Annotated in this window: 19 protein-coding genes and 1 tRNA gene; 7 read left to right on the top strand and 13 right to left on the bottom strand. The window is 38.5% G+C overall.

Features of this window, described 5'->3' with window-relative positions; genetic code table 11:
* Positions 1-769 precede the first annotated feature (769 nt).
* A tRNA-Cys gene (locus tag DRF67_RS08825) sits at positions 770-840 on the top strand.
* Between the two features lie 212 nt (positions 841-1,052).
* Here the strand turns inward: DRF67_RS08825 and DRF67_RS08820 are convergent.
* Genes DRF67_RS08820 through thrA form a run of 5 tightly spaced genes read right to left on the bottom strand, consistent with a single transcriptional unit; the run spans position 1,053 to position 7,536 of the window.
* A complete protein-coding gene (locus DRF67_RS08820; protein WP_115927934.1) occupies positions 1,053-2,417 on the bottom strand; it encodes a DUF4403 family protein in 1,365 nt (454 codons plus the stop codon).
* 34 nt (positions 2,418-2,451) lie between these two features.
* Positions 2,452-2,820: a dihydroneopterin aldolase gene (gene folB / locus DRF67_RS08815; RefSeq protein ID WP_115927933.1), complete on the bottom strand. Its 369-nt coding sequence runs from the start codon at positions 2,818-2,820 to the stop codon at positions 2,452-2,454.
* A 4-nt stretch (positions 2,821-2,824) separates the two neighbouring features.
* Positions 2,825-4,129 carry a threonine synthase gene (gene thrC, locus DRF67_RS08810; protein ID WP_115927932.1) on the bottom strand — a complete coding sequence of 435 codons (1,305 nt, stop codon included), beginning with the start codon at positions 4,127-4,129 and terminating at the stop codon, positions 2,825-2,827.
* 19 nt (positions 4,130-4,148) lie between these two features.
* Positions 4,149-5,075: a homoserine kinase gene (locus tag DRF67_RS08805; protein ID WP_115927931.1), complete on the bottom strand. Its 927-nt coding sequence runs from the start codon at positions 5,073-5,075 to the stop codon at positions 4,149-4,151.
* A 10-nt stretch (positions 5,076-5,085) separates the two neighbouring features.
* Positions 5,086-7,536: a bifunctional aspartate kinase/homoserine dehydrogenase I gene (thrA, locus tag DRF67_RS08800; RefSeq protein WP_115927930.1), complete on the bottom strand. Its 2,451-nt coding sequence runs from the start codon at positions 7,534-7,536 to the stop codon at positions 5,086-5,088.
* 344 nt (positions 7,537-7,880) lie between these two features.
* Here thrA and DRF67_RS21345 point away from each other — a divergent pair, with 344 nt between their 5' ends.
* The 4 genes from DRF67_RS21345 to DRF67_RS08790 are packed head-to-tail and all read left to right on the top strand — an operon-like array spanning position 7,881 to position 8,778.
* Positions 7,881-8,072, top strand: coding sequence for a bacteriocin-like protein (locus DRF67_RS21345; protein ID WP_123912718.1), 192 nt, complete (start codon positions 7,881-7,883; stop codon positions 8,070-8,072).
* A 59-nt stretch (positions 8,073-8,131) separates the two neighbouring features.
* Complete coding sequence (locus DRF67_RS21500; RefSeq protein ID WP_165851764.1) at positions 8,132-8,302, top strand: hypothetical protein; 171 nt, start codon at positions 8,132-8,134, stop codon at positions 8,300-8,302.
* Between the two features lie 31 nt (positions 8,303-8,333).
* Positions 8,334-8,531: a hypothetical protein gene (locus DRF67_RS08795; protein WP_115927929.1), complete on the top strand. Its 198-nt coding sequence runs from the start codon at positions 8,334-8,336 to the stop codon at positions 8,529-8,531.
* Positions 8,532-8,568: 37 nt separating this feature from the next.
* Positions 8,569-8,778 (top strand): hypothetical protein, encoded by a 210-nt coding sequence (locus tag DRF67_RS08790; RefSeq protein ID WP_123912717.1) that lies wholly within the window; start codon positions 8,569-8,571, stop codon positions 8,776-8,778.
* Between the two features lie 114 nt (positions 8,779-8,892).
* Here the strand turns inward: DRF67_RS08790 and nadA are convergent, their stop codons facing one another.
* The 3 genes from nadA to DRF67_RS08775 form a co-directional block, all read right to left on the bottom strand.
* On the bottom strand, positions 8,893-9,912 hold the full coding sequence (nadA, locus tag DRF67_RS08785; protein WP_115927927.1) for a quinolinate synthase NadA: 1,020 nt from the start codon (positions 9,910-9,912) through the stop codon (positions 8,893-8,895).
* Between the two features lie 94 nt (positions 9,913-10,006).
* Positions 10,007-10,573 carry a guanylate kinase gene (gene gmk, locus DRF67_RS08780; protein ID WP_115927926.1) on the bottom strand — a complete coding sequence of 189 codons (567 nt, stop codon included), beginning with the start codon at positions 10,571-10,573 and terminating at the stop codon, positions 10,007-10,009.
* 80 nt (positions 10,574-10,653) lie between these two features.
* Entirely contained in the window at positions 10,654-11,511 is an 858-nt protein-coding gene (locus DRF67_RS08775; protein ID WP_115927925.1) for a YicC family protein, read from the bottom strand.
* A gap of 293 nt (positions 11,512-11,804) precedes the next feature.
* Between DRF67_RS08775 and miaA the strand changes: the two genes are divergently transcribed.
* Positions 11,805-12,722 (top strand): tRNA (adenosine(37)-N6)-dimethylallyltransferase MiaA, encoded by a 918-nt coding sequence (gene miaA / locus DRF67_RS08770; protein WP_115927924.1) that lies wholly within the window; start codon positions 11,805-11,807, stop codon positions 12,720-12,722.
* A gap of 230 nt (positions 12,723-12,952) precedes the next feature.
* On the opposite strand, the gene DRF67_RS08765 is transcribed toward miaA, so the two are convergent.
* From DRF67_RS08765 to DRF67_RS08750, 4 genes are all read right to left on the bottom strand, one after another.
* Positions 12,953-14,365, bottom strand: a complete 1,413-nt coding sequence (locus tag DRF67_RS08765) for an efflux transporter outer membrane subunit (protein WP_115927923.1) — start codon at positions 14,363-14,365, stop codon at positions 12,953-12,955.
* Between the two features lie 171 nt (positions 14,366-14,536).
* Positions 14,537-17,719 (bottom strand): efflux RND transporter permease subunit, encoded by a 3,183-nt coding sequence (locus DRF67_RS08760; protein WP_115927922.1) that lies wholly within the window; start codon positions 17,717-17,719, stop codon positions 14,537-14,539.
* A 41-nt stretch (positions 17,720-17,760) separates the two neighbouring features.
* A complete protein-coding gene (locus DRF67_RS08755) occupies positions 17,761-18,921 on the bottom strand; it encodes an efflux RND transporter periplasmic adaptor subunit (RefSeq protein ID WP_115927921.1) in 1,161 nt (386 codons plus the stop codon).
* 361 nt (positions 18,922-19,282) lie between these two features.
* Positions 19,283-19,879, bottom strand: coding sequence for a TetR/AcrR family transcriptional regulator (locus DRF67_RS08750; protein ID WP_115927920.1), 597 nt, complete (start codon positions 19,877-19,879; stop codon positions 19,283-19,285).
* A gap of 302 nt (positions 19,880-20,181) precedes the next feature.
* Here DRF67_RS08750 and DRF67_RS08745 point away from each other — a divergent pair, with 302 nt between their 5' ends.
* The gene (locus DRF67_RS08745) at positions 20,182-20,736 is read left to right on the top strand and encodes a thioredoxin family protein (protein ID WP_115927919.1); all 555 of its coding nucleotides are present in this window, start codon (positions 20,182-20,184) and stop codon (positions 20,734-20,736) included.
* Positions 20,737-20,914: 178 nt separating this feature from the next.
* Here DRF67_RS08745 and DRF67_RS08740 read toward each other — a convergent pair whose 3' ends face one another.
* Positions 20,915-21,820, bottom strand: a complete 906-nt coding sequence (locus DRF67_RS08740; RefSeq protein WP_115927918.1) for an AraC family transcriptional regulator — start codon at positions 21,818-21,820, stop codon at positions 20,915-20,917.
* Positions 21,821-21,869 lie beyond the last annotated feature (49 nt).

Genomic DNA, 21,869 nt, shown 5'->3' with positions numbered 1-21,869 from the left:
TATACATTTCTGTAATAGCAGAATAAATTATGCCAAATTGCTCATTCTATACTTTTCTTTTAACTCCGAATCACGCTGGAATATTTTATGAGTATAGATCGTTCAACTTTAGTTCATTTTAAATTATTGATTTTTTAACAATACAGCCTTAATTTGTTTTTATTTTGTAATCAGTATCATTACCTATTGTACGATTTATTTTAATATATGTTAATTTAAGACTAATATCTCAAACTAAAATTATCAAAAAATGAAAAAAAATTGATTTTTTTTCATAAAAATGAAATTCTTGGCACGATTTTTCAATATACAAATGCAACTCATGTTTAATTTGAGTTTTCATGGTTATTAGTTTTTATCCTCGGAATTTCCGAGGATTTTTTTTTACCCTGATATGATGCTACTCATAAAATTGGTGGCGGATCACGTTTTATCTTTGGTATAAATAATTTTCAATCCATCATTACTTTTTGCATTATCTATCAGCTCTTCTATAAAGGAAGAGCTTTGTTTGATTTTTGAATGTAAGCCACATAGTTTGTTGCTTCTACAATTTTACGATCTCTTTATACTCGTGAATGCTTTTTCTTTAAGAGAGAAGCGGATAAAGTCATCTGTTGATAAACCGGGGAAATAGGCATGAAAATTATGACGCTGAAAAACAGGAGAAAAGCGAAATTGAGGACCTTGGAAAGAAAGAAATTGCGTAAAAACTTTTGTTCATAAAGAATTTTTATTATATTTGCACACCTCAAAAATGGTAAGACATGGTACTTTGGCCGAGCGGCTAGGCAGTGGTCTGCAACACCATCTACAGCGGTTCGAATCCGCTAGGTACCTCAAAAACCTCTAATTCAATTAGAGGTTTTTTTATTGATTTATCTGAAAATAGTAATAGGATCAGATTCAACCTATGAGACCGCCAAATGGTAAGTCCCAAGGTTGGTTTCTTATTACTACTGAAGTAGAAGGAAGAAGTCTTGAATCCGTTATAACGTATTATCAGGCAGGGCTATATTCATCATACTTTTCATTTATAACCTTTATTTAATTTAAAATCCGTTGACGATCAGCTTTAATTGGGCATTCGTGTCGATGACAGCTGTAATCCCTGTGCTGTTCAGAAGAATTTTGCTCGGTTTAAGATTGAATACTTTTCCACTCATTTTTAATCCTTTATAATATTCTTTGTTGAAAGCATCTTCAATACTTTTTCTGGAGGCTTCTTCGAGCTCCTGGGTGGGAATACCATATTCTTCTTCAATCATCTTGACGATCTTTCCCTGAAAAAGAACGGATGCAGTCTTCTGAAGAATATTGACGGTTTTAAGTTTGAATTTGGTATCAGACAAAACAATTTTCCTCTTGGCTTCATCATAAACCGGAATTCCTGAAATAATGGCAGTCCCCTTTAAATATCCATCGGTCTGTGCTTCGATGACAATTCTGTTGTCAACGCCATAGACTCTGATGTCTGTCACTTTCACTTTGGAATCCCTGATATCAAATTCCTTGTTTAAGAACGTTTTTCTTGCCATACCGCTCGCTTCTGTAAAGGGAATATTGGCTGTAGTCTGTAAAAGAAATTTATCTGCTACGGTTGGAGAGAAGTTGAAATTGGCGGCTGTACTTACCGGTAAAGACGCTGCTGGTTTACTTCCTGTGAAGGTTTCCGAATATATATCTATTCCCAGGGTTGTATTAATCTGGTTTCCGTAGAATTTTAGGGGTGTAATATTCACTCCAACCGGGCTTATTTTCAGCCAGGTATTGTATTCTTCGGAAATATTGAAAGGCTGCAGAAAAGTATTCCAGGCCATCAGGGCATACTGCTGAAAGTTCAGTTGCGTAGTCATCTGCTGATCTATGGTTTTAGAAAACTTTTCCTGCTGTTCCCGCAGGCTTTTCTCTACAATAGAGGTGATGGGGATCTGTATTTTCCCATAATCGAGAACAGGCTTGGTGACCCATCTGAAGCCGTTCGGCCGGGTAGTGGTTGTAATGGTCCAGTTATTTTTAAAATTGACGGTCGTATTAAAAGACATCACCGTTTCAAAAGTTGTATTCTGATACGTATAAACGCCTAATGTTCCAATACCTTTTTCTGCCCAGATTTTCAAAGGAACTTCAATCAGGAGATTCTGACTGGTACCTCCTACGAGGCGGATGGGCCTTGTTTTCCAGACCTTAACTTTAAACTGGTCGTTATTATTATCTGTGTAAGAGTCATCCTGATAAACCAGATCTTTTACGGAAGCATTAATCATATTGCTTATTTCCGATAGAGGAATGGTCACGGGCATAGTAATACTAGACCTTATCTTAGGAAAATTGTAATTTATCAATTGATTGTCAGCATCCGTCTGACCGAAGGCATTGACGAATAGTATCAAAAATAGTAGGTTAGCGAGTTTCAATTTTTTATGTTTTTGATCAACGAAAATAAGAATTTTAATTTTCCGGTTTGAAGCCTTTTTCCAGTTCTATGCTGGCGCCTTTCATTTCTCCCTGCATGGGTGGGGCGGTCTTTGTTATTTTAAGCTTCATATAATCGATCTGTGGAAAACGGTCATGGATTTTTGTGATAATTCTTCCGGCAACATGTTCCAAAAGCTTGGATTTGATCTTCATTTCATGATGAAGAATATCGTTAATATCTGCATAACTTATGGTATCATTCAGATCATCAGATTCTGAAGCTTTCCATAGATCGGTATGAAGCTCTGCATTTAAAATATAATAGGTACCGATCGTATTTTCTTCAGGCAGAACCCCGTGATAGGCATATATTTTTACGTCTTCAAGATATATTTTGCTCATTGTTTCAATTTTTATGAAGCAAAAATCGTTTTAATTCTTCGAAATCTGAATTTATTTCAACAGTTTTTTTCTCCTTTTTCATCAGGGCTCTTAATGATTCTGGGATTTCAACCTGTATGGCAGTCGATTTTTCTACCGCATCAGGGAATTTCACAGGATGTGCGGTTCCCAGAATAAATCCTTTTTTGTCCTGGTTTTTCTGAAGATAGAGGTTCAAGGAGGCAAATGCAACGGCACTATGAGGCTCAAGCATATACCCGTACTTATTGTATACTTCCGTAATGGTTTCCATGGTTTGGGAATCGTCAATTGAGAACCCTGAAATTTTCTTCTGTAAAAGGGTAAACTGATGTCCGAAAAGTTCCAGAATTCTTACAAAATTACTTGGGTCTCCCACATCCATTGCGTTGGACAAGGTAGATACAGATTTTCTGGGTTTAAAATCTTGAGTCTGCAGGTAATCCGGTACGGGATCATTCTGATTACAGGCGGCTATAAAATGTTCTGCAGGAAGCCCTCTGAAATGGGCGAGCAGTCCTGCACAGATATTTCCGAAATTACCGCTGGGTACTGCAATTACAGGATCTGAGCTTTCAGACTGCTGCCATTGCTTTAAAGCTAATAAATAGTAGATCTGCTGAGGAAGCCATCTCGCGACATTGATGGAATTGGCTGATGTTAAAAATAGACTTTTATTAATTTCCATATCTGAAAATGCCTGTTTAACCAAGTCCTGGCAATCATCAAAACTTCCGTTGACTTCCAGGGCGGAAATATTTCCGCCAAGTGCGGTAAGCTGCTTTTCCTGCACAGGACTTACTCTGCTTTTGGGATAAAGGATGACCACGTCAATTCCTGGGAGGTTATAAAAGCCATGAGCAACAGCCCCACCAGTGTCCCCAGAAGTGGCTACAAGAACGGTGACATTTTGATGTTGGTCTTTAAGAAAATAGGATAGGCAACGGCTCATAAACCGCGCCCCGATATCTTTGAAAGCGAGGGTAGGGCCGTGAAAAAGCTCCAGGATAGAAATTCTATCACTGATCTTTTTCAGAGGGATTTCGAAACTGATCGTTTCCTGTACAATCTCCTGCAGTATCTCCGGAGGAATTTCACTGGATGTGAAATCTTTCATGCACCTGTAGGCAATCTCATGGTCGGAATACTGACTTAGGTTATTGATAAACTCCTGTTCAAAATGAGGAATGTGATCCGGAAAGAATAATCCTTTTTCCTTCCCCTGTCCTTTTATGGTGGCAGCTGCAAAATCAACTTTTTCACTGCTGTCTTTTAAATTATAATATTTCATCTTTTTTCTGTTAACAATTTTACGACTCTTCTACAACTTGAATACCTGCCGGATTTATTTTTGAAACATATACAAAGCTTTCCACTTCAATTTCGTCATACACCGATTTCATCATCTGTGCTATTTTTTTTGCGGTTTCCTTTTCTGCAGCCAGCATGAAAACCGACGGCCCCGATCCGGAAATACCTCCACCTAATGCTCCGATTTGTAAGCTCTTCATTTTGACCTCATCAAATTTCGGAATCAAAATACTGCGGACAGGTTCTACAATGACATCATTGAGGCTCCTGCCGATCAAAGCGAAATCATTTTTCTGAATTCCTGCTACGAGTCCGGCAATATTTCCCCATTGCTCCACTGCGCTCTTCATGGAAATATTTTTCTTTAAAATCTGTCTTGAATCCGAGGTTTTTACTTCAACCTGGGGATGAACTGCGATTACAAAAAGGTCAGGAGCATTCAGGGGAATAATATCAATAGGATGGGTAGATTTTACCAACGTAATTCCGCCATAAATACAAGGGGCAATATTATCTGCATGCCGGACTCCGGAGGCAAGTTCCTCACCAAACATGGCAAAATGGATCATCTCCTCCCGGGACAGGATGTTTCCCAGTAATGCGTTGGCTCCAAAGGCGGCTCCTGCGGCACTTGCCGCACTGGAGCCGAGCCCGCTGCCCGGTTTGATATGTTTACGGATGATGACCTCAAAACCATGGGTAAGCTGAAAATGCTCCTTGATTTTCATAAGCACAATGCCCGCAACATTTTCAGAGGCTTTCTCAGGAAGCCCGAATGGGTCTTCATGTTGTATCGTGATCTCCGGACCTTTGGAAATTGTAATCTCCATTTCGTCATAAGGCTCATGTACAGCCATTCCTAATATATCAAATCCGCACACCAGGTTGGCTACGGTAGCAGGTACTTTTAATTTTATTTTTTTCATATTGAAGTGTTTAGATAGAACGTATGATATCAGCAAATACACCACTTGCTGTGACCTCTGCACCGGCACCGGCGCCTTTCACCACCAGCGGCTGTTCAGAATATCTCAATGTTTTGAAAATAACAATATTATCTTTACCATACAGATGGAACAGGTCGCTGCCAGGTGCGATATGCTGCAAACCGACTTTTGCTTTTCCATCTTTAAATTCTGCGGTATATTTTAATATTTTGCCATCACTTTGAGCGCTTTGTAATAAGTTTTTAAAATGACTTTCATGCTCGGTAAGTTTTGCATAAAAATTTTCGACGGTTCCCAACATGCAATCCTCAGGGAGGAATCCCGTGTTTTCAATTTCTTCAAACTGCAGGGGATAGCCTGCTTCCCGTGCTAAAATTAAAATTTTTCTTGCTACGTCCGTCCCGGACAGGTCAAGCCTGGGGTCCGGTTCGGTATATCCTTCTTCCTGGGCCTGCGCAACGACTTCAGAGAAAGTCCGGCTTCCGTCATAATTATTAAAGACAAAATTCAGTGTTCCGCTTAATACAGCCTGTATAGAAGTGATCCGGTCACCACTTTTTATCAGATCACTGATGGTTCCTATGACAGGAAGTCCAGCCCCTACGTTGGTTTCAAAGAAGAAACTACAGTTGTGATTTCTAGCTGTATTTTTTAATGTCCGATACTTTTCATAGTCTGAAGAAGCCGCAATTTTATTGCAGGCAACGATATCAATGCTTCTTCTCAGTAAACTTTCATAAACCTTTGGAAGGTCCCGGCTTGCTGTAATGTCAACAAAAATGGAGTTCCTTAAGTTGCGGGTGATCATTTCTTCTGCAAAATTCTCCGGTGATGCTTCTGTTCCCATTTTCTGCCAGTTCAGATAGTCTTCTTCAGAAATTCCCCGATCTGAAAATATCATTTTGCGACTGTTTGAGAGTCCGGAAATCCTGATATTCACGAAAAGATGTTCTCTCAGATAAGGATTTTGTGCATAGATCTGTTGGATCAGCTTTGTGCCTACATTGCCAGTTCCACAGATGTAAAGGTGAACCTGCTTGACCTCTGATTCAAAAAACTCTTCATGAAGGACATTAACGGCTTTTTTGGTGTCATTTTCGGAGATCACAATGCTTATATTTCGTTCTGATGAGCCCTGGGCAATGGCTCTGATATTAATTCCATTATTTCCCAGACATCCAAACATCTTAGCGCTTACACCACTCCTGCTTTTCATATTTTCTCCAACAATGGCAACAATGGAAAGAGCAGTTTCAATTTTTACATTCGAGACCCTTTCCAGGTTGATATCATCTGCAAAAGCAAAATTTATTGCGTGTTCTGCATGAACAGCCTCTTTTTCATCAATTGCAATCGTGATGGAATGTTCTGATGATCCTTGGGTAATTAAAATAACATTGATCTTTTCATGACTCAGACATTGGAATAATTTTGCAGAAATGCCGGGAATCCCTACCATACCACTTCCTTCCAGTGTTAGAAGGGCAATGTTGCTCATGTTTGAAATTCCTACGGCAACCTGTGATTTTTCCTGCTCTGAATTGTTCAGATTGTGGGTCACCACAGTTCCTTGTGCTTCAGGATCAAAAGTATTTTTTATGATCAGATCAATATTCTTGACCATGACCGGCTGAATGGAAGGTGGATACAGAACTTTAGCGCCGAAATGAGAAAGTTCCATAGCTTCGTGGTAAGAAATTTCTGAAATGGGTTTTGCATAAGAAGCAAGCCTCGGATCTGCAGTCATCATTCCGCTTACGTCAGTCCATATCTGCAGCTCCCTGGCATCGAGCGCTGCCGCTATGATTGATGCTGTATAGTCTGACCCACCTCTGCCTAAAGTAGTTGTGTTTTTTTTCTCATCACGGGCTACGAAACCGGGACCAACAGTGATTCGGTTCTGATGCGCTTTGAAATAATTTTTAAAATTGTTTTCAGTACGTTCAAATTCTACCTTGGCATGTGTGAAATTACTGTCTGTTCTGATAAGATCAGCAGAATCCATCCAAAGACAATCAAGGCCTTCATACTGAAATCTGGCAGCAATAATGTTTGAAGACAAAAATTCACCATAACCGGCAATCCTGTCTTTTATTTTATCGGTAAACTCACCCAGTACAAAAATACTGTTGTAAAGATCTTCCAGATCGTTGAAGTGTTTTTTTACAAAGCTAAGCCATGAGCTTTGTTCTAAAAGCGGAATAAGTTCTTTGACAAGATTAAGATGCTTTTCTTCAAGCTTTTTTACAATCTGCACGTAGGTGTCGTCCTTTCGGGATGCACATTCTGCAGCCTGAATAAGACTGTCTGTAACCCCGTGAAGGGCTGATAGAATGACAACAACTCTGTCCTGTGAAGATTGCTTTTTTATGATATTTTCTGCCAGCAGGATATTCTGGGCGTTGGCGACGGATGTACCGCCAAATTTTAAAACTTTCATCAATTATTTTTTTGAGTTAGGGTAAAATGAAACAGTTACTCTTTAAAAAAAGAGTACGGGTACCGGAAAATAATATGTGAAAATTTACCCCGTTATGGGGTTGACGTTGTAGTTGTAAAAGTAGAAACAGCAGATAGGCCCGAAATAGGTAATTTCAGGTCAGAGATATCTGATATGTTTCTTAGAAAACTCATTGTTGTGAGGCAAATGTACAAATTATTTTGAATTAGCAAAATGTATATCAGCTTTTTCTTAATTCAATTTTTGGAGATGTAATTGTTAAAGTTCTTGGATTAACTGGTTAAAAATCTTACATTTAGCTTCTTAACTAAAACCTACTTAATATGAAAAAATCAAAAAAACTACAAAGGCAGAATCTAAAATCAATTCATGGAGGTATAGGTCCATGCTATGAATATTGCCACCCCGGACCATATGGCCCCAACCAGCCTAAATCATGCGCAGATTATGATGCTTTACCGGAATGCTGTAAAAAAATGGTACTGGTAAGTTTTGAATGTTCCGGCCCATACTAATAAAAAAAGAAGAGTATAAAAGAATTCTTCTACATTTCTAATATTAAAAAATAACCATTATGAAAACAATTAAAAAATTATCACCTGAGGAAAAAAAAATGATCAGTGGGGGTATTACACAATATCAGATTGATGCATGCGGTGGAGAACAGTTTGTATGCTTTATGGGTGGTGGCAGATGGGGATGCTGGCTAAAACCTGGTGGGAAATGTTACATGCCTATGTATTAAACTTAATTTTAACCGTGACAAATCTATAACCATGAAAAAGATCCCAAGAGCAAAACTGAAAACTGTTACAGGAGCTGTTGCATCCATCTGCAACGGATGTCCCACTCAAAATCATTATGGCCCCGGACCTGAATACGACGGAACGTGCGAAAATTATTTTGCGTTACCAGATTACTGCAGAACCAGGAACTGTATTGGTGTAAGCAGGTTGTGTTTCGGAGATGTATAAAAATCTTTTCGTAAAAAATACACCTATCAAAAACTATATGAAAAAATTATCGAGAATCAATTTAAAAGATATTCAAGGTAAAGGAGTACAGGGCTGCATCGGATGTCCTACCGGAGGTAACTACGGAGATGGCCCGGAATATACCCATACCTGCTGGAACTATTGGAGTTTGTCTGAAAGCTGCAGAAATTGTGTAGATGTGAGTGCAGACTGTTATGGTCCGGATTATTCGGACTTTTATAAGTAAAAAAAGCACTGTGCAAACAGTGCTTTTTTACATTTTAAGAAAGATACTATTCCCTCTTGAAATAAATAGGGTCTAAGATATTTTGTTTTCTTTGATTTAGTGATCAAGAAAACGTTATTTAATACTTTTTGAAAGATCAAGCATCGCTTCGATAGGTTTAAGTGCCTTCAATCGTAATTCTTCGTCAATGAGAATTTCCGGAAGCTCATACTTCATGCACAAATACAGTTTTTCCATGGTATTACGCTTCATATAGAAACATTCCGAACAGTTACAGCTTTCATCGAAAACCAACGCTGGAATAAGTTCTTTGTGGGGAGCACGTTTTCTCATCTCATGCAGAATTCCTTCTTCGGTGGCAATGATGAATTTCTGACAGTCATCTTTTTCCACAAAATTTAGCAGGGCAGAGGTAGAACCAATAAAATGGGCAAGCTTTAAAACGGCTTCTTCACTTTCAGGGTGGGCAATAAGTTTTGCATCAGGGTTATCTGCCAGCTGCTGGGCAATTCTCTCCATGGAGAATGCTTCGTGAACTACACAGCTTCCGTCCCACAGGATCATATCGCGACCCGTTTTTTTAGACAGATACCTTCCCAGGTTTTTGTCAGGCGCAAAAATGATGGGTCTGTCTTTTGGCAGAGCCTCAATTACTGTTTCTGCATTGGAGCTTGTTACGATAATATCACTTTCTGCTTTAGTTTCCGCATTACAGTTGATGTAAGTGGCAATTAATGCATTGGGATGCTGTTCGCGCATTTTTCTTAGCCCTTCTCCTGAACACCCGTCTGCCAGAGAGCATCCTGCCATAGTATCTGGAAGAACTACTTTTTTAGTTGGGTTTAGAATTTTAGCTGCCTCTGCCATAAAATGTACTCCACAGAATACAATCATGTCAGCATTCGTATCTTTGGCCTGTCTTGCCAACTGAAGAGAATCTCCAAGGAAATCTGCAATATCCTGAATCTCTCCCGGCTGGTAATAATGCGCAAGAATGATTGCGTTCTTTTCTTCTTTCAGTTTCAGAATAGCTTTCACTAATTCTTCTCCTTGAGGAATTGCTATATCTCTGATATCCAGAAATCCTTTTACAGGAATTGCAGATTTAGCTTTTTCTAATGTTTCGGTACTCATATCAACCTCAATTTTTTATTTTATAGAAGTTAGAGATTAGATATTAGAGGTTAGTGTAAAACAAGGATAATTTTCCTGAACTTTAAACTAACTTCTAATTTCTTTCTATAAAACTTTTTATTAAACTTTCTATTTCTATTTTTGCTTTATTCAGATCACTGTTAATAACCACTCTGTCAAATCCTTTTGCGTAGGTCATTTCTTCCTCTGCCTTGGCAACACGGGTTTTAATAGTTTCAGCATCATCTGTATTTCTTGAAATCAATCTTCGTTCCAGTTCTTCAATAGATGGCGGTTCTATAAAAATAGACAATGCTTTTTCTCCAAAATATTTTTTTAAAGAAATACCTCCTTTTACATCCACATCAAAAATAACAACTTTTCCCTGATTCCAGATTTTTTCCACTTCAGATTTCAAAGTACCATAATATTTATCAGTATATACTTCTTCATATTCTACAAAGGCATCTTCTGAAATTTTCTGTCTGAACTCGTCAGGAGATAAGAAGTGATAATCCACAGCATGTACTTCACTTCCTCTGGGCTGTCTGGTTGTACAGGAAATTGAAAATTCCAGTTCAGGAAATACTTGCAGTGAATGTCTTACCAATGTAGTTTTTCCGCTCCCCGATGGTGCTGAAAATATAATTACTTTATCCATGTTTTTGGGTTTCAAATTTCGGGTTCAAGACATGGGTTCACTTTTATAAGATGTGATTACCCTGCATTTTGTATCCCTTGCTACAATACGTTTAACGTTTGTTCTTTTATTTTTTCTAGATCATCTTTCATTTTGACCACCAGTTTCTGAATTTCAGCATGGTTGGCTTTCGAACCTAATGTATTGATCTCTCTTCCGATTTCCTGGGAAATAAAGCCTAGTTTTTTTCCATTATAATCTTCATTATCCATTACTTCTTTATAGTACTTCAGGTGTTGGGTAAGCCTTACTTTTTCCTCAGAAATATCAAGCTTTTCAGTGAAGTATGCCATTTCCTGATAGAAGCGGGTTTCGTCTACATTTTCAAATTCTTTAAGGGATTTCTGATAACGTTCTTTCACACTGACGATCCTTTCTTCCTCAAATGGAAGGACCTCACCCAGATATTGATCAATATTCTTAATGTTGCGGTCTAATTCTTCGTGCAAAATCCGGCCTTCTGTTTTTCTGAAGTCCTCGAAACGGTCTACTGCAGCATTAACGATTTTTGCCAAAGCTTCCCATTCACCTTCTGTCAGTTCATCTGGTCTTGAGGTAATGGCGTCAGGAAGTCTCACTGCCATTTTCAGATATTCGAAATCGGGACCATCTGATGCAATATTTTTAAGTTCATTGACGTAAGAATCAATTAAACTTTTATTGATTTTCACATCATTAGATTCTTCTAGATTCTCCAGATTGATGTAGCAGTCTACTTTTCCACGGATAATTCTATCATTAAGAATTTTTCTGATTTCAAATTCTTTTTCTTTGTAACGTAAAGGAATTTTAATATTCAAATCAAAGCTCTTGCTGTTCAATGATTTAATATCGATTGTAATTTTCTTTCCTTCAAAAACATTTTCGGCTCTACCAAAGCCGGTCATTGATAAAATCATAGTTTTTTATTGTTCTACAAAGATAAGCATTTAAGTGTATAATGCAGTAAGATGAAACTTTAACGTAAAACGATCTGATTATTCATTCTAAAGTTATTTTCGAACCATTAAGAAGATGTAAGCCGTTAAGTTTAATTAAGAAAAATCTAATAGATTTTGATAAGCGTTATACTAAAAGCGAAGCTCATCTTACTATTCTCAATTTCTTCATAAAATCTTAATGGTTCAAAATAACAGCAGCTTTCTTTTGCAGAAGAAAAATTCAAATGAATGCATTTTCGTAAATTAGCGCTGTGAAAAAGAAAAATTTGATTTCTGTAGTAGGCCCCACCGGAATTGGTAAAACAAGATTGGCCATTGATCTTGCTCAGCACTTCAATACGGAAATTGTTTCCTGTGATTCCAGACAGTTTTTTAAAGAAATGAAAATCGGAACGGCATCGCCATCTCAAGATGAATTGGCAGCAGCTCCTCATCATTTTATCGGAAATTTATCCGTAGAAGAATATTATTCAATAGGGCAGTACGAAGAAGATGCTCTGGAAAAACTCAATGAACTTTTTAGCATGCATGATACTGTTATTTTAGTAGGGGGCAGTATGATGTATGAAAAAGCAGTGATTGAGGGGCTTCATGATTTGCCTGAAGCTGATGCCGGAAATCAGGAAAAACTTCAGAACATTCTGGATCAGGAAGGTATAGAAAAACTTCAGGAGATTTTGAAAGATCTTGATCCGGATTATTATGAGGTAGTAGATATCCATAATCACCGAAGACTGCTAAGGGCCATAGACATTATCTGGCAGACGGGTAGAAAATATTCTGAGCATATTGCTGTTTCTCAGGACGGCAGAGATTTCAATGTGATCCGTATCGGAATTGAAGCATCAAGAGAAGAACTCTACGACAGAATCAACCGTAGGGTAGACCTTATGATGGAGAATGGGCTTTTGGATGAGGTGAAAAGTCTGGAAAAATTCAAAGGTCTTACCGCGTTGAATACGGTTGGCTATTCTGAATTATTCAAATATTTTGATGACGAATGGGATCTTGATTTTGCTGTTTCTGAAATTAAAAAGAACAGCCGGAGATATGCAAAACGTCAGCTGACCTGGTACAGAAAAGCGGATGACATTCATTATTTACAGCTTGGGTATTCTCAAAATGATTTTGAAGATTTGCTGAAATGGATTGGAGAGCAATTTCAGTGATAAATTTTACCTGAATCATTTTAAACCATGAAGAAGCTATTAAGGGGTTAAGAATATTAAGAAAGCTTCGCCTATGAAGTATTCTTAAAAAATCTATTTGATTTTTCTTAATTAAACTTAACAACTTACCTATTCTTAATGGTTAAATGATCATTTATTTCAGCAATAAAAATCGTAAAAAATGCGGCTCTGAAAAGAACCGCATCTTAAAACAAATATAATTTAATTTACTACTTCCAACCGCCGCCTAAAGCTCTGTATAGATCTACTATACTGCTTAATCTCTGTCTCTTAATGGAAGCAAGATTCAGTTCTGCCTGAAGAGAATTCCCCTGAGCGGTGATTACTTCCAGGTAATTGGCTGAACCTCCTTTGTAAAGAAGCTGTGCACTTTTAATTCCGTCTTTCAAAGTCGTAGCCTGTTCAGCTGCTTTTTGTTCCTGCGCTTTTAAGTTCTCGTTGGATACCAATGCATCAGAAACTTCACCTACTGCATTTAATACCGACTGGCGAAATGCAAGAACATTTTTCTCCCGTTGAATTTTAGCTACTTCCAGGTCTGTTTTTAATTGTCTTTTCTGAAAAATAGGCTGAGTAAGCCCTCCCAGTACAGATCCGAATAACGAAGCCGGAATCTGAAACCAGTTGTCAAACTTAAAGGAGTTGACACCTCCATTGGCCGTAATTTTTAATGCCGGGTACATATTGGCCTGGGCAATCCCTACGACCGCATTTGATTCCAGCAAAACAAGTTCCTGCTGTCGCACGTCCGGTCTTCTGCTTACCATGGCGGCAGGGAGCCCTGCAACGACATTCTGAGGTAGAGAGGTGTCAGACATTTCAATCGTTCGGTTTACTTTATCTGGCATTTCACCCACAAGAATGCTTAAAGCGTTTTCCTGAATGGCAATATTCTGTTCCAGCTGAGTGATCAGAAGTTCTGTTGCCTGTTTCTGAGCTGCAGCTTGCTGTACCCCTAAAGAGGTGTTGTCCCCACTTTCCCACATTTTTTGGGTAATGAGTAATGTGTTACTGCTCAGCTCCAGATTAGATTTTGCAATACCAAGCTGTTTATCGAGCATAAGTAGATTGTAATATCCCTGCGCAATGGCTGCCACTACCTGGGTTTGAATCGCTTTCGATCCTTCATAAGTCTGCAGATACTGCATTCTTGAAACTTCCTGCTGGTTTTTAATTTTCCCCCAAATGTCAGCTTCCCATGAAAGGTTGAAGGCGGCATTGTAATCTTCAACATGGCTTTGTCCTAAAAATGAATTTAAGCTTTTTCCGTTCATGCTGTTTTCAGAAGGTTTTGAAATTTGTGCAGAAACAGCAAATCCTACGTCCGGATATTGCATATATTTTGCCTGTTTCAATTTTTCCTGTGATGCGGCAACCTGTTTCAGGGCGATCTGAAGATCTAAATTATTTTTAATTCCTTTTTCTATCAGTGCCTGTAAAATAGGATCGCTGAAAAACTGTTTCCATTCCAGATTGGCAATACTGGCGGTATCAGCAGTTGCGGTGTACTGGAATTTTTCCGGAAGCGCAAGATCAGGCTCTGCGTATGCAAGCTTAGACACGCACGAAACAGATCCTATAGCGATCGCAAATGTTAATATAATATTTTTTACTCTTTTCATAGTTGTAATAGACTTTTAATTGAATACAAAACTCAGAGAGGTTTCGTTCAGGCAAAATTGTCTTTAGTAGGAGAAAATATTTAGCTTGTAAAACCATTAAGAACAATAAGAGAATAGTTAAATCTTTGGTGGTCTTAAAATTTTCTCTAAGTTTTTGTTATTCATTTTTTATTAATGAGCAGCCCCTAAAAGCTCTTCTTCCATCTGCTTTTTCAGAAGTCTTTTCTTTTTTCTGCTCGGCATTTTTTCATGCAGGTACTGGAAAATCACATACATTACCGGAATGATAAAAATTCCGAATACTACTCCTGTCAGCATTCCTCCTACCGTACTGTATCCGATGGAGTGGTTTCCTTTTGCGGAAGCCCCCTGTGTCCATACCAGTGGAAGCATTCCCACGATAAAAGCAAATGAGGTCATCAGGATCGGTCTCAAACGTAGTCTTGATGCCTGGAGTGCTGATTCTATCAATGATTTACCGGCTTTTCTTCTCTGTACAGCGAACTCCACGATCAGAATGGCATTTTTTGCCAGAAGCCCAACAAGCATGATAAGCCCGACCTGTACATAGATATTATTGTCTATCCCCGCTAATCCTGTAAAAGCGAATACTCCGAATACTCCCGTAGGAATAGTAAGGATGATGGCAAACGGTAGAATATAACTTTCATATTGTGCTGCCAGCAGGAAGTATACGAACAGAATACTTAGCAGAAAGATAAATACGGTTTGTCCTCCTGTCTTGATCTCCTCACGGGTAATCCCTGTCCATTCATATCCATACCCTCTTGGAAGTGATTGCTGGGCTACTTCTTCCACTGCTTTGATGGCATCTCCGGTACTGTATCCCGGTTTTGGTGTTCCGTTAATTGTTACTGCATTGAAAAGGTTATTTCTGGTTACCGTTTCAGGTCCGAAAGATCTTTTGAGCGTTACCAGTGTTTTCGCAGGAACCATTTCTCCCGATTTGTTTTTGACGTAAATTCCTTCGAGAGAATTGACATCGGTGCGGTACGGAATATCAGCCTGCGCCATCACACGATAATATTTTCCAAACCTGTTGAAGTCTGATACGAAGCTGCTTCCGAAATAGATCTGCATAGTCTGCATCAGCTCTGTTACCGAAACTCCCAGCTGGTTGGCTTTATCAGTATCTACATCAATAGTATACTGAGGGTTTCCTGCAGCATAAGTAGTAAAGGCAAATGCAATTTCCGGACGTTTCATCAATTCACCAATGAACTGCTGAGTGGTTGTTCCCAACTGTTCAAAAGAACCATTCGTTTTATCCTGAAGCATGAATTCAAATCCGGAGACGTTACCGAATCCCTGAACAGTAGGGAAGTTGAAGAAAAATGCATTGGCGTCTTTCACCTGGCTTACCTTTCCTGTTAAAGTTCCCGCAATCTGATCCGGATCTTTCATTTCGCCACGCTTGTCATAATCTTTAAGTTTAATGAAGCCGGCAGAATACGGAGAAGCATTAGCATTACTGATGAAGTTCATCCCATCGGCTACCCAAAGGTGATTGGTGGCTTTCTCACTGTTGATAATTTTATCAATTTGTGCTGTTGCTCTGTGTGTTCTTTCCAATGAACTTCCCGGAGGAGTATTCACGGCATACAATACAAATCCCTGGTCTTCCGTAGGAATGAATCCTGACGGTGCTTTTTTGATCAGAAAGACACTTACTGCTGTAATGACTACAAGACCTCCTACAGCAACCCATTTGTTTTTAATTAAAAACTTAAGGCTGTAAATATACTTTCTGGTCATGGTATTGAAGCTTGCATTAAATGCATTGAAAAATCTCGCTCCAAAACCTTTTTTGTGGCCATGCTCACCATGTTCTCCCTGAGGATCATTTAAGAACATTGCACATAATGCAGGACTCAATGTCAATGCATTAACAGCTGAGATTAAAATTGCAATGGCCAATGTGAAAGCAAACTGTCTGTAGAATACCCCTGCAGGTCCCTGCATAAAGCCCACCGGGATAAACACGGCACACATTACCAGGGTGATGGATATAATGGCTCCAGAGATTTCACTCATGGAGTTCATCGTAGCATTTTCCACAGGCATTCCCGTCTGTTCCATTTTGGAATGGACGGCTTCCACCACCACAATTGCATCATCCACTACAATACCAATGGCCAGAACCAGTGCAAACAGCGTAAGCATGTTAATACTGAAACCAAACAGCTGAAGGAAGAAGAATGTTCCGATGATCGCCACCGGTACCGCAATAGCAGGGATTAACGTGGATCTGAAATCCTGGAGGAAAATATATACTACAATAAATACCAGGATAAAGGCAATGACAAGTGTTTCCACAACCTGATGAATAGAGGCATCCAGGAAGTCTTTGGAATTATACATGATGATGGGTTTAACCCCTTTTGGAAGAGTGGTTTCCATCACTTTAACCTGATTCTCTATTTCAGTAAGAATTTCATTGGCATTAGAACCGGCGGTCTGCAAAATAGCAAATCCGGCAACCGGTTTCCCGTCTACTCTGTTGGTGGCGGTATACGTATAAGAACCAAATTCTACTCTTGCCACATCCTTTAATCGTAAGAATGAACCGTCACTATTCGCTTTAATAGCAATGTTTTCATAGTCTTCATTCTTATTCAGTTTTCCTTTGTATTTAAGGATATATTCATACGTTTCCTTGCTTCCCTGTCCCAAACGTCCCGGAGCTGCTTCGAGGTTATGATCTTTAATAGCTCCAAGAACCTCCTGTGGAGACAAATTATTGGCAGCCAGCCGGTCCGGTTTCAGCCAGATTCTCATAGAGTAATCCCTTGTACCAAATACCTGAGCCTGTGCTACTCCCGGAATACGCTGTATCTGAGGAATAACATTGATCTTCAGGTAGTTTTGAAGGAATAATTCATCGTATTGTTTTTCATTTTCACTGGTCAGACCCATGAACATGATCATACTGTTCTGCACTTTCTGTGTTGAAATACCGGCCTGTACCACCTCCTGGGGTAATTGGCTCATCGCTTTCGATACACGGTTTTGTACGTTTACTGCTGCATTATCAGCATCAGCGCCCTGTTTGAAGAAGACACTCAGTGTCATTGTACCGTCGTTACTGGAATTTGAGGTCATATACGTCATGTTCTCAACCCCGTTCACGGCTTCCTCAATCGGGGTAGCCACCGAACGTGCTACCACTTCTGCGTTGGCTCCCGGATAGAATGCTGTTACCTGTACACTCGGTGGAGCGATGTCCGGAAAGAGGGCAATCGGTAAATTAAAGAGAGACAGGGCTCCCAATAATAAGAGTATTATGGAGATGACCGTTGAAAGGACCGGTCTTTCTATAAATTGTTTTAACATAAGAAGTTTATTTTTTTAAGTCTTCTGTATTCAGGATATTCCTATAATGGTTTTGCTCTTAAGAGACTGTCAGAAGAAATGGCTTTCGGTTGTATGGAAGCTCCGTCTTTAAGGTTCCCAAGGCCGGTGAATACGATTTTTTCTCCTCGTGAAAGGCCTTCGGAAATAAAGTAGTAACCGTCTGTTTTTCCGGAGATCTTCACCGGTCTTCCCGTTACTTTCCGGTCTTTGCCCATCACATATACGTAGGTTTTGTCCTGAATTTCAAATGTAGATTCCTGAGGGATCACCAATGCTTCTGAGATCAGCTGCGGCATGCGCACTCTTCCTGTATTTCCGGTTCTTAAAGTTCCGCCCGCATTAGGGAAAACGGCACGTACACTGATGGCTCCGGTAGTTTTGTCAAACTGTCCGTCCACAATGCTCAGCTTTCCCTTTTCAGGATAAGTGCTGTTGTCAGCAATTACCAGCTCTACCATCGGCATATTTTTCAGTTTTTCCTCTAAAGTAGCTCCGGGATATTTGTTCTGGAAAGCAATGAAGTCCAGTTCGCTCAAAGAAAAATAAGCATAAATCTCGCTGATGTCCGATAATAAGGTCAACGGATTAGGGTCTGTTCTTGAGATCAGGCTTCCTTTCTTATAAGGAATTCTTCCAATATAGCCACTTACCGGTGCTGTAATCGTGGTAAATCCTACATTGATTCTTGCATTTCCTACGGATGCTCTTGCCTGTGAGGCAGCTGCAACAGCTGCTTCATAATTGGCTTTTGCAGTTTTAAGCTGTACATCAGAAACTACCTTTGCAGCAACGAGGGGCTGAAGCCTGTCGACTTCTACTTTTGCCTTCTGTATATTGGCGTTGGCAACCTGAAGATTGGCCTGAGCCATATTCATCTGTTCACCATAGCTTCTGGAGTCTATCTTAAATAATGGCTGTCCGGCTCTTACATAAGCCCCTTCTTCTACATAGATCCTATCCAGATATCCATCTACCTGGGATCTTATTTCCACATTGTTTTTTCCCTCCAATGCGGTAGGGAATTCCTGATAAGTGGTAGCAGGAGAGGTGATAACGGTATAAACCGGAAGTTCAGGAGCTGGCGGAGCGGCATTGGATCCTTCTGCTGCTTTGGTGCAGCTCTGTAAAAAAATGATACTTGAAATAAGTACAATTAACCTTGTTTTTCCAGGTATTTTCATTTTAGTTAATTTTTTTAATGAAGTGTTAGATTTAAGTAAAGTTTCTTTTAATAATTGCTGTTTTTTTTCCTAACAGTGTTAATATTTGTTCAAAAAAAATTACAGAATTTTTAATGTCCGATCAGATCGATTGTTTCCATAAATGAAAATTGTTTTTAATGTATTTATATATAAAGGTGTGATATAATGTCTGTTATTTTTACTAACAGTGTTAATTGTAAGAGAAAATTAAGTACCTTTGGTAATTGAATGGATGGAATTGTACATAAATGGTTTTTGTTTTTTTTAAGGTTAACATGAATTATTAATATTAATTCAGTGTTAATTTTCCTAACGGTGTTAATTTTTAATTCAAAAAAAATCATAAAGACTTAATAAAAGCCGAAACAGTTTCGTCTAAAGTCGTTTTATTCATGGTAGCCGGAATATCTGCAGTACGCATCATCATAATGGAGATCATTCCGTGAACAGCTGAAAATAAAGCATGAGACATATGACAGGCATTATCCGGATTGGATCCGTTTTTCTTAATAATGTCATAGGTACATTCATAAATCATTTCCTGGAACGAGGAAAATTCTTTTTTCATCTGCCCCTTTCCACAACACTGCATTCCTAAACCAAACATCAGCTGGTAATATTCTTTATTCTTAAAAGCGAAGTTCCAGTAGGCATCCACAATAGCAACAAGCTGATCTTCCGGGCTGTCATGTTTCTTCTGTGCTTTTAATAGTTCTATATGTAAATTGTGAAAGCCGTCTAATGAGATTTCAAATAAAATAGCTTCCTTGTTTTCAAAGTAATCATATACTACCGGTGCGCTGTATTCAATAGCATCTGCTATTTTCCGCATGGAGAGTGATGCCCATCCTTCCGTTTTAGCCAAAGTAAAAGCCGCCTGCAAGATATTTGCACGGATAGATTCTTTTTCTCTTTGACGACGTTCATGTAAGCCCATGATGTAATTTCTAACAGTGTTAGCAAAACTACAAACTTTTTAATATAACTTCCAAAGAATATTATGAATTTTATAGATATGTCAGCAGTTTAAAGTAAAGTAAATTGAGAAGGAAAGCTGGAAGGATACCAGCTGGAAGTAATTTTTAGGGTTGAATAATGCAATAATAGAATTTGACTATAACTATTTTGGAGGGTCTAATATCTTCGCTCTCTAGATTCCTTGCCCGACTAAAAAATAGAAATCTCTTCTTCCTAATTAATAAAAGAAATTTTTATCTTTGTGAACAAAGTTAAAAGGATATGAATACTCCCTCAAATATGCTGGCATTAGGAACGAAAGCTCCGTTTTTTGAACTTCCTAATCCGTCAAAAACCAATGAAATTCAATCTCTGGAAGAACTGAAAGGAGAAAAAGGAACATTGGTGATCTTTATGTGCAACCATTGTCCGTTTGTTCTTCATGTAATTGACAAGATCAATGAATTGTACGAAGACTATAATGACAAAGGAATCGAATTTATTGCGATCAATGCTAATGATATTGAGAAATATCCGGCTGATTCTCCAGAAAAAATGATTGAGTTCCAGATCGAAAGAAATTTTGATTTTCCCTATTTATTTGATGAAAGCCAGGCAGTAGCCAAAGCTTACGATGCAGCTTGTACACCGGATTTTTATTTCTTTGATGATAAACTGGATCTTATCTACAGAGGCCAGATGGATGACTCAAGACCAGGTAATAATAAAGATGTTACAGGTGAAGATCTGATTATTGCTTTTGAAAATCTTTTGGCCGGGGAGGCTCAGGAAGAAATTCAAAGACCAAGTATGGGATGTAATATCAAATGGAAATAATTACTAATCAGTTGCCGGTTATTTAGCTGCTGGTTTCCTATAATAATACAAAGCTACTCTTTTTTGAGTGGCTTTTTGTTTAGGATATTTAACTGTGCATGACTATGGAAAGACAATACGAAAGTATGATCTGTACATAACTTTTTCACTCCGCAGGTGGCTGATCATGATTTATTTGTTAAAAAGTTACCTTAGATTTTGCCTCTTTCTCGAACTTCAAATCTATATTGACTTTATTATGAGAATGATTTCTGATAAATTCTGAAGGCGTTTTCCCTGTATATTTTTTAAACATTCTATTGAAATAGGTGACATTATTGAACCCGCATTGATAGCTGCATTCTGAAATAGACTTATCCTGTGCCATCAGCAGGCATGCCTTATTGATTCTGTACCTATTGACAAATTCTGTAAAGGTGATCTGGGTAGCTTTTTTAAAGAAATTGCAGAAAGCCGGTAAAGTGAGATTGGCCAGTTTAGCAACGTCTTCAATATCTATTTCCTTATCGTAATGATGTTCTACATAGGTGAAGATATTTTCGAGCCTGGCTTTATTCTTTGAAATAATGGTATACGGCATGATCTCTTTATTCAGAAGATTATAATCTTCACATTTTGAAAGTTCGAAAAGAATCTCAAGCAACAGTAAATATCTTTTGTAACCTTCACATTCCAGCATAAGCTTAAGTTTGGGAAGCATTGCATTTTTCACTTTGTTATGGAATTGAATCCCATATTTTGAGAGTTCCAGCAAATTTTTAATAGATCGGGCTTCCACTTCCTGTTCGGGAAACTGAAGAATTTCCTCTTTGAACTGAAGGACAATTTCTTCGTGCGGATCAATGGAATTCAATCCGAACCCTGAATGTGGGATATTGGATCCGATCAATACCAGATCTCCATTCGTATAGTTACTTTTATGATAGCCCACATGGCGTGTTCCACTCCCTGAAATGACACATACCAGCTCAATTTCCGGATGGTAATGGTATTCCCATTTGAATTCTGAAATCGGGGAATTGTTGTGAATTGTCCGGAACGAGCTTTTCTCATTTGGAACGACTCTTTCAAAAGTGACTTTCATTTAATTAATCATATTTATCCATTAAAAATACTAATTATATTAATATTGT

This window comes from Chryseobacterium pennipullorum (assembly GCF_003384725.1).
Lineage (GTDB): Bacteria > Bacteroidota > Bacteroidia > Flavobacteriales > Weeksellaceae > Chryseobacterium > Chryseobacterium pennipullorum.
Note: the sequence above shows the minus strand (reverse complement) of the source record. Positions and strands in the feature narration are given on the sequence as shown.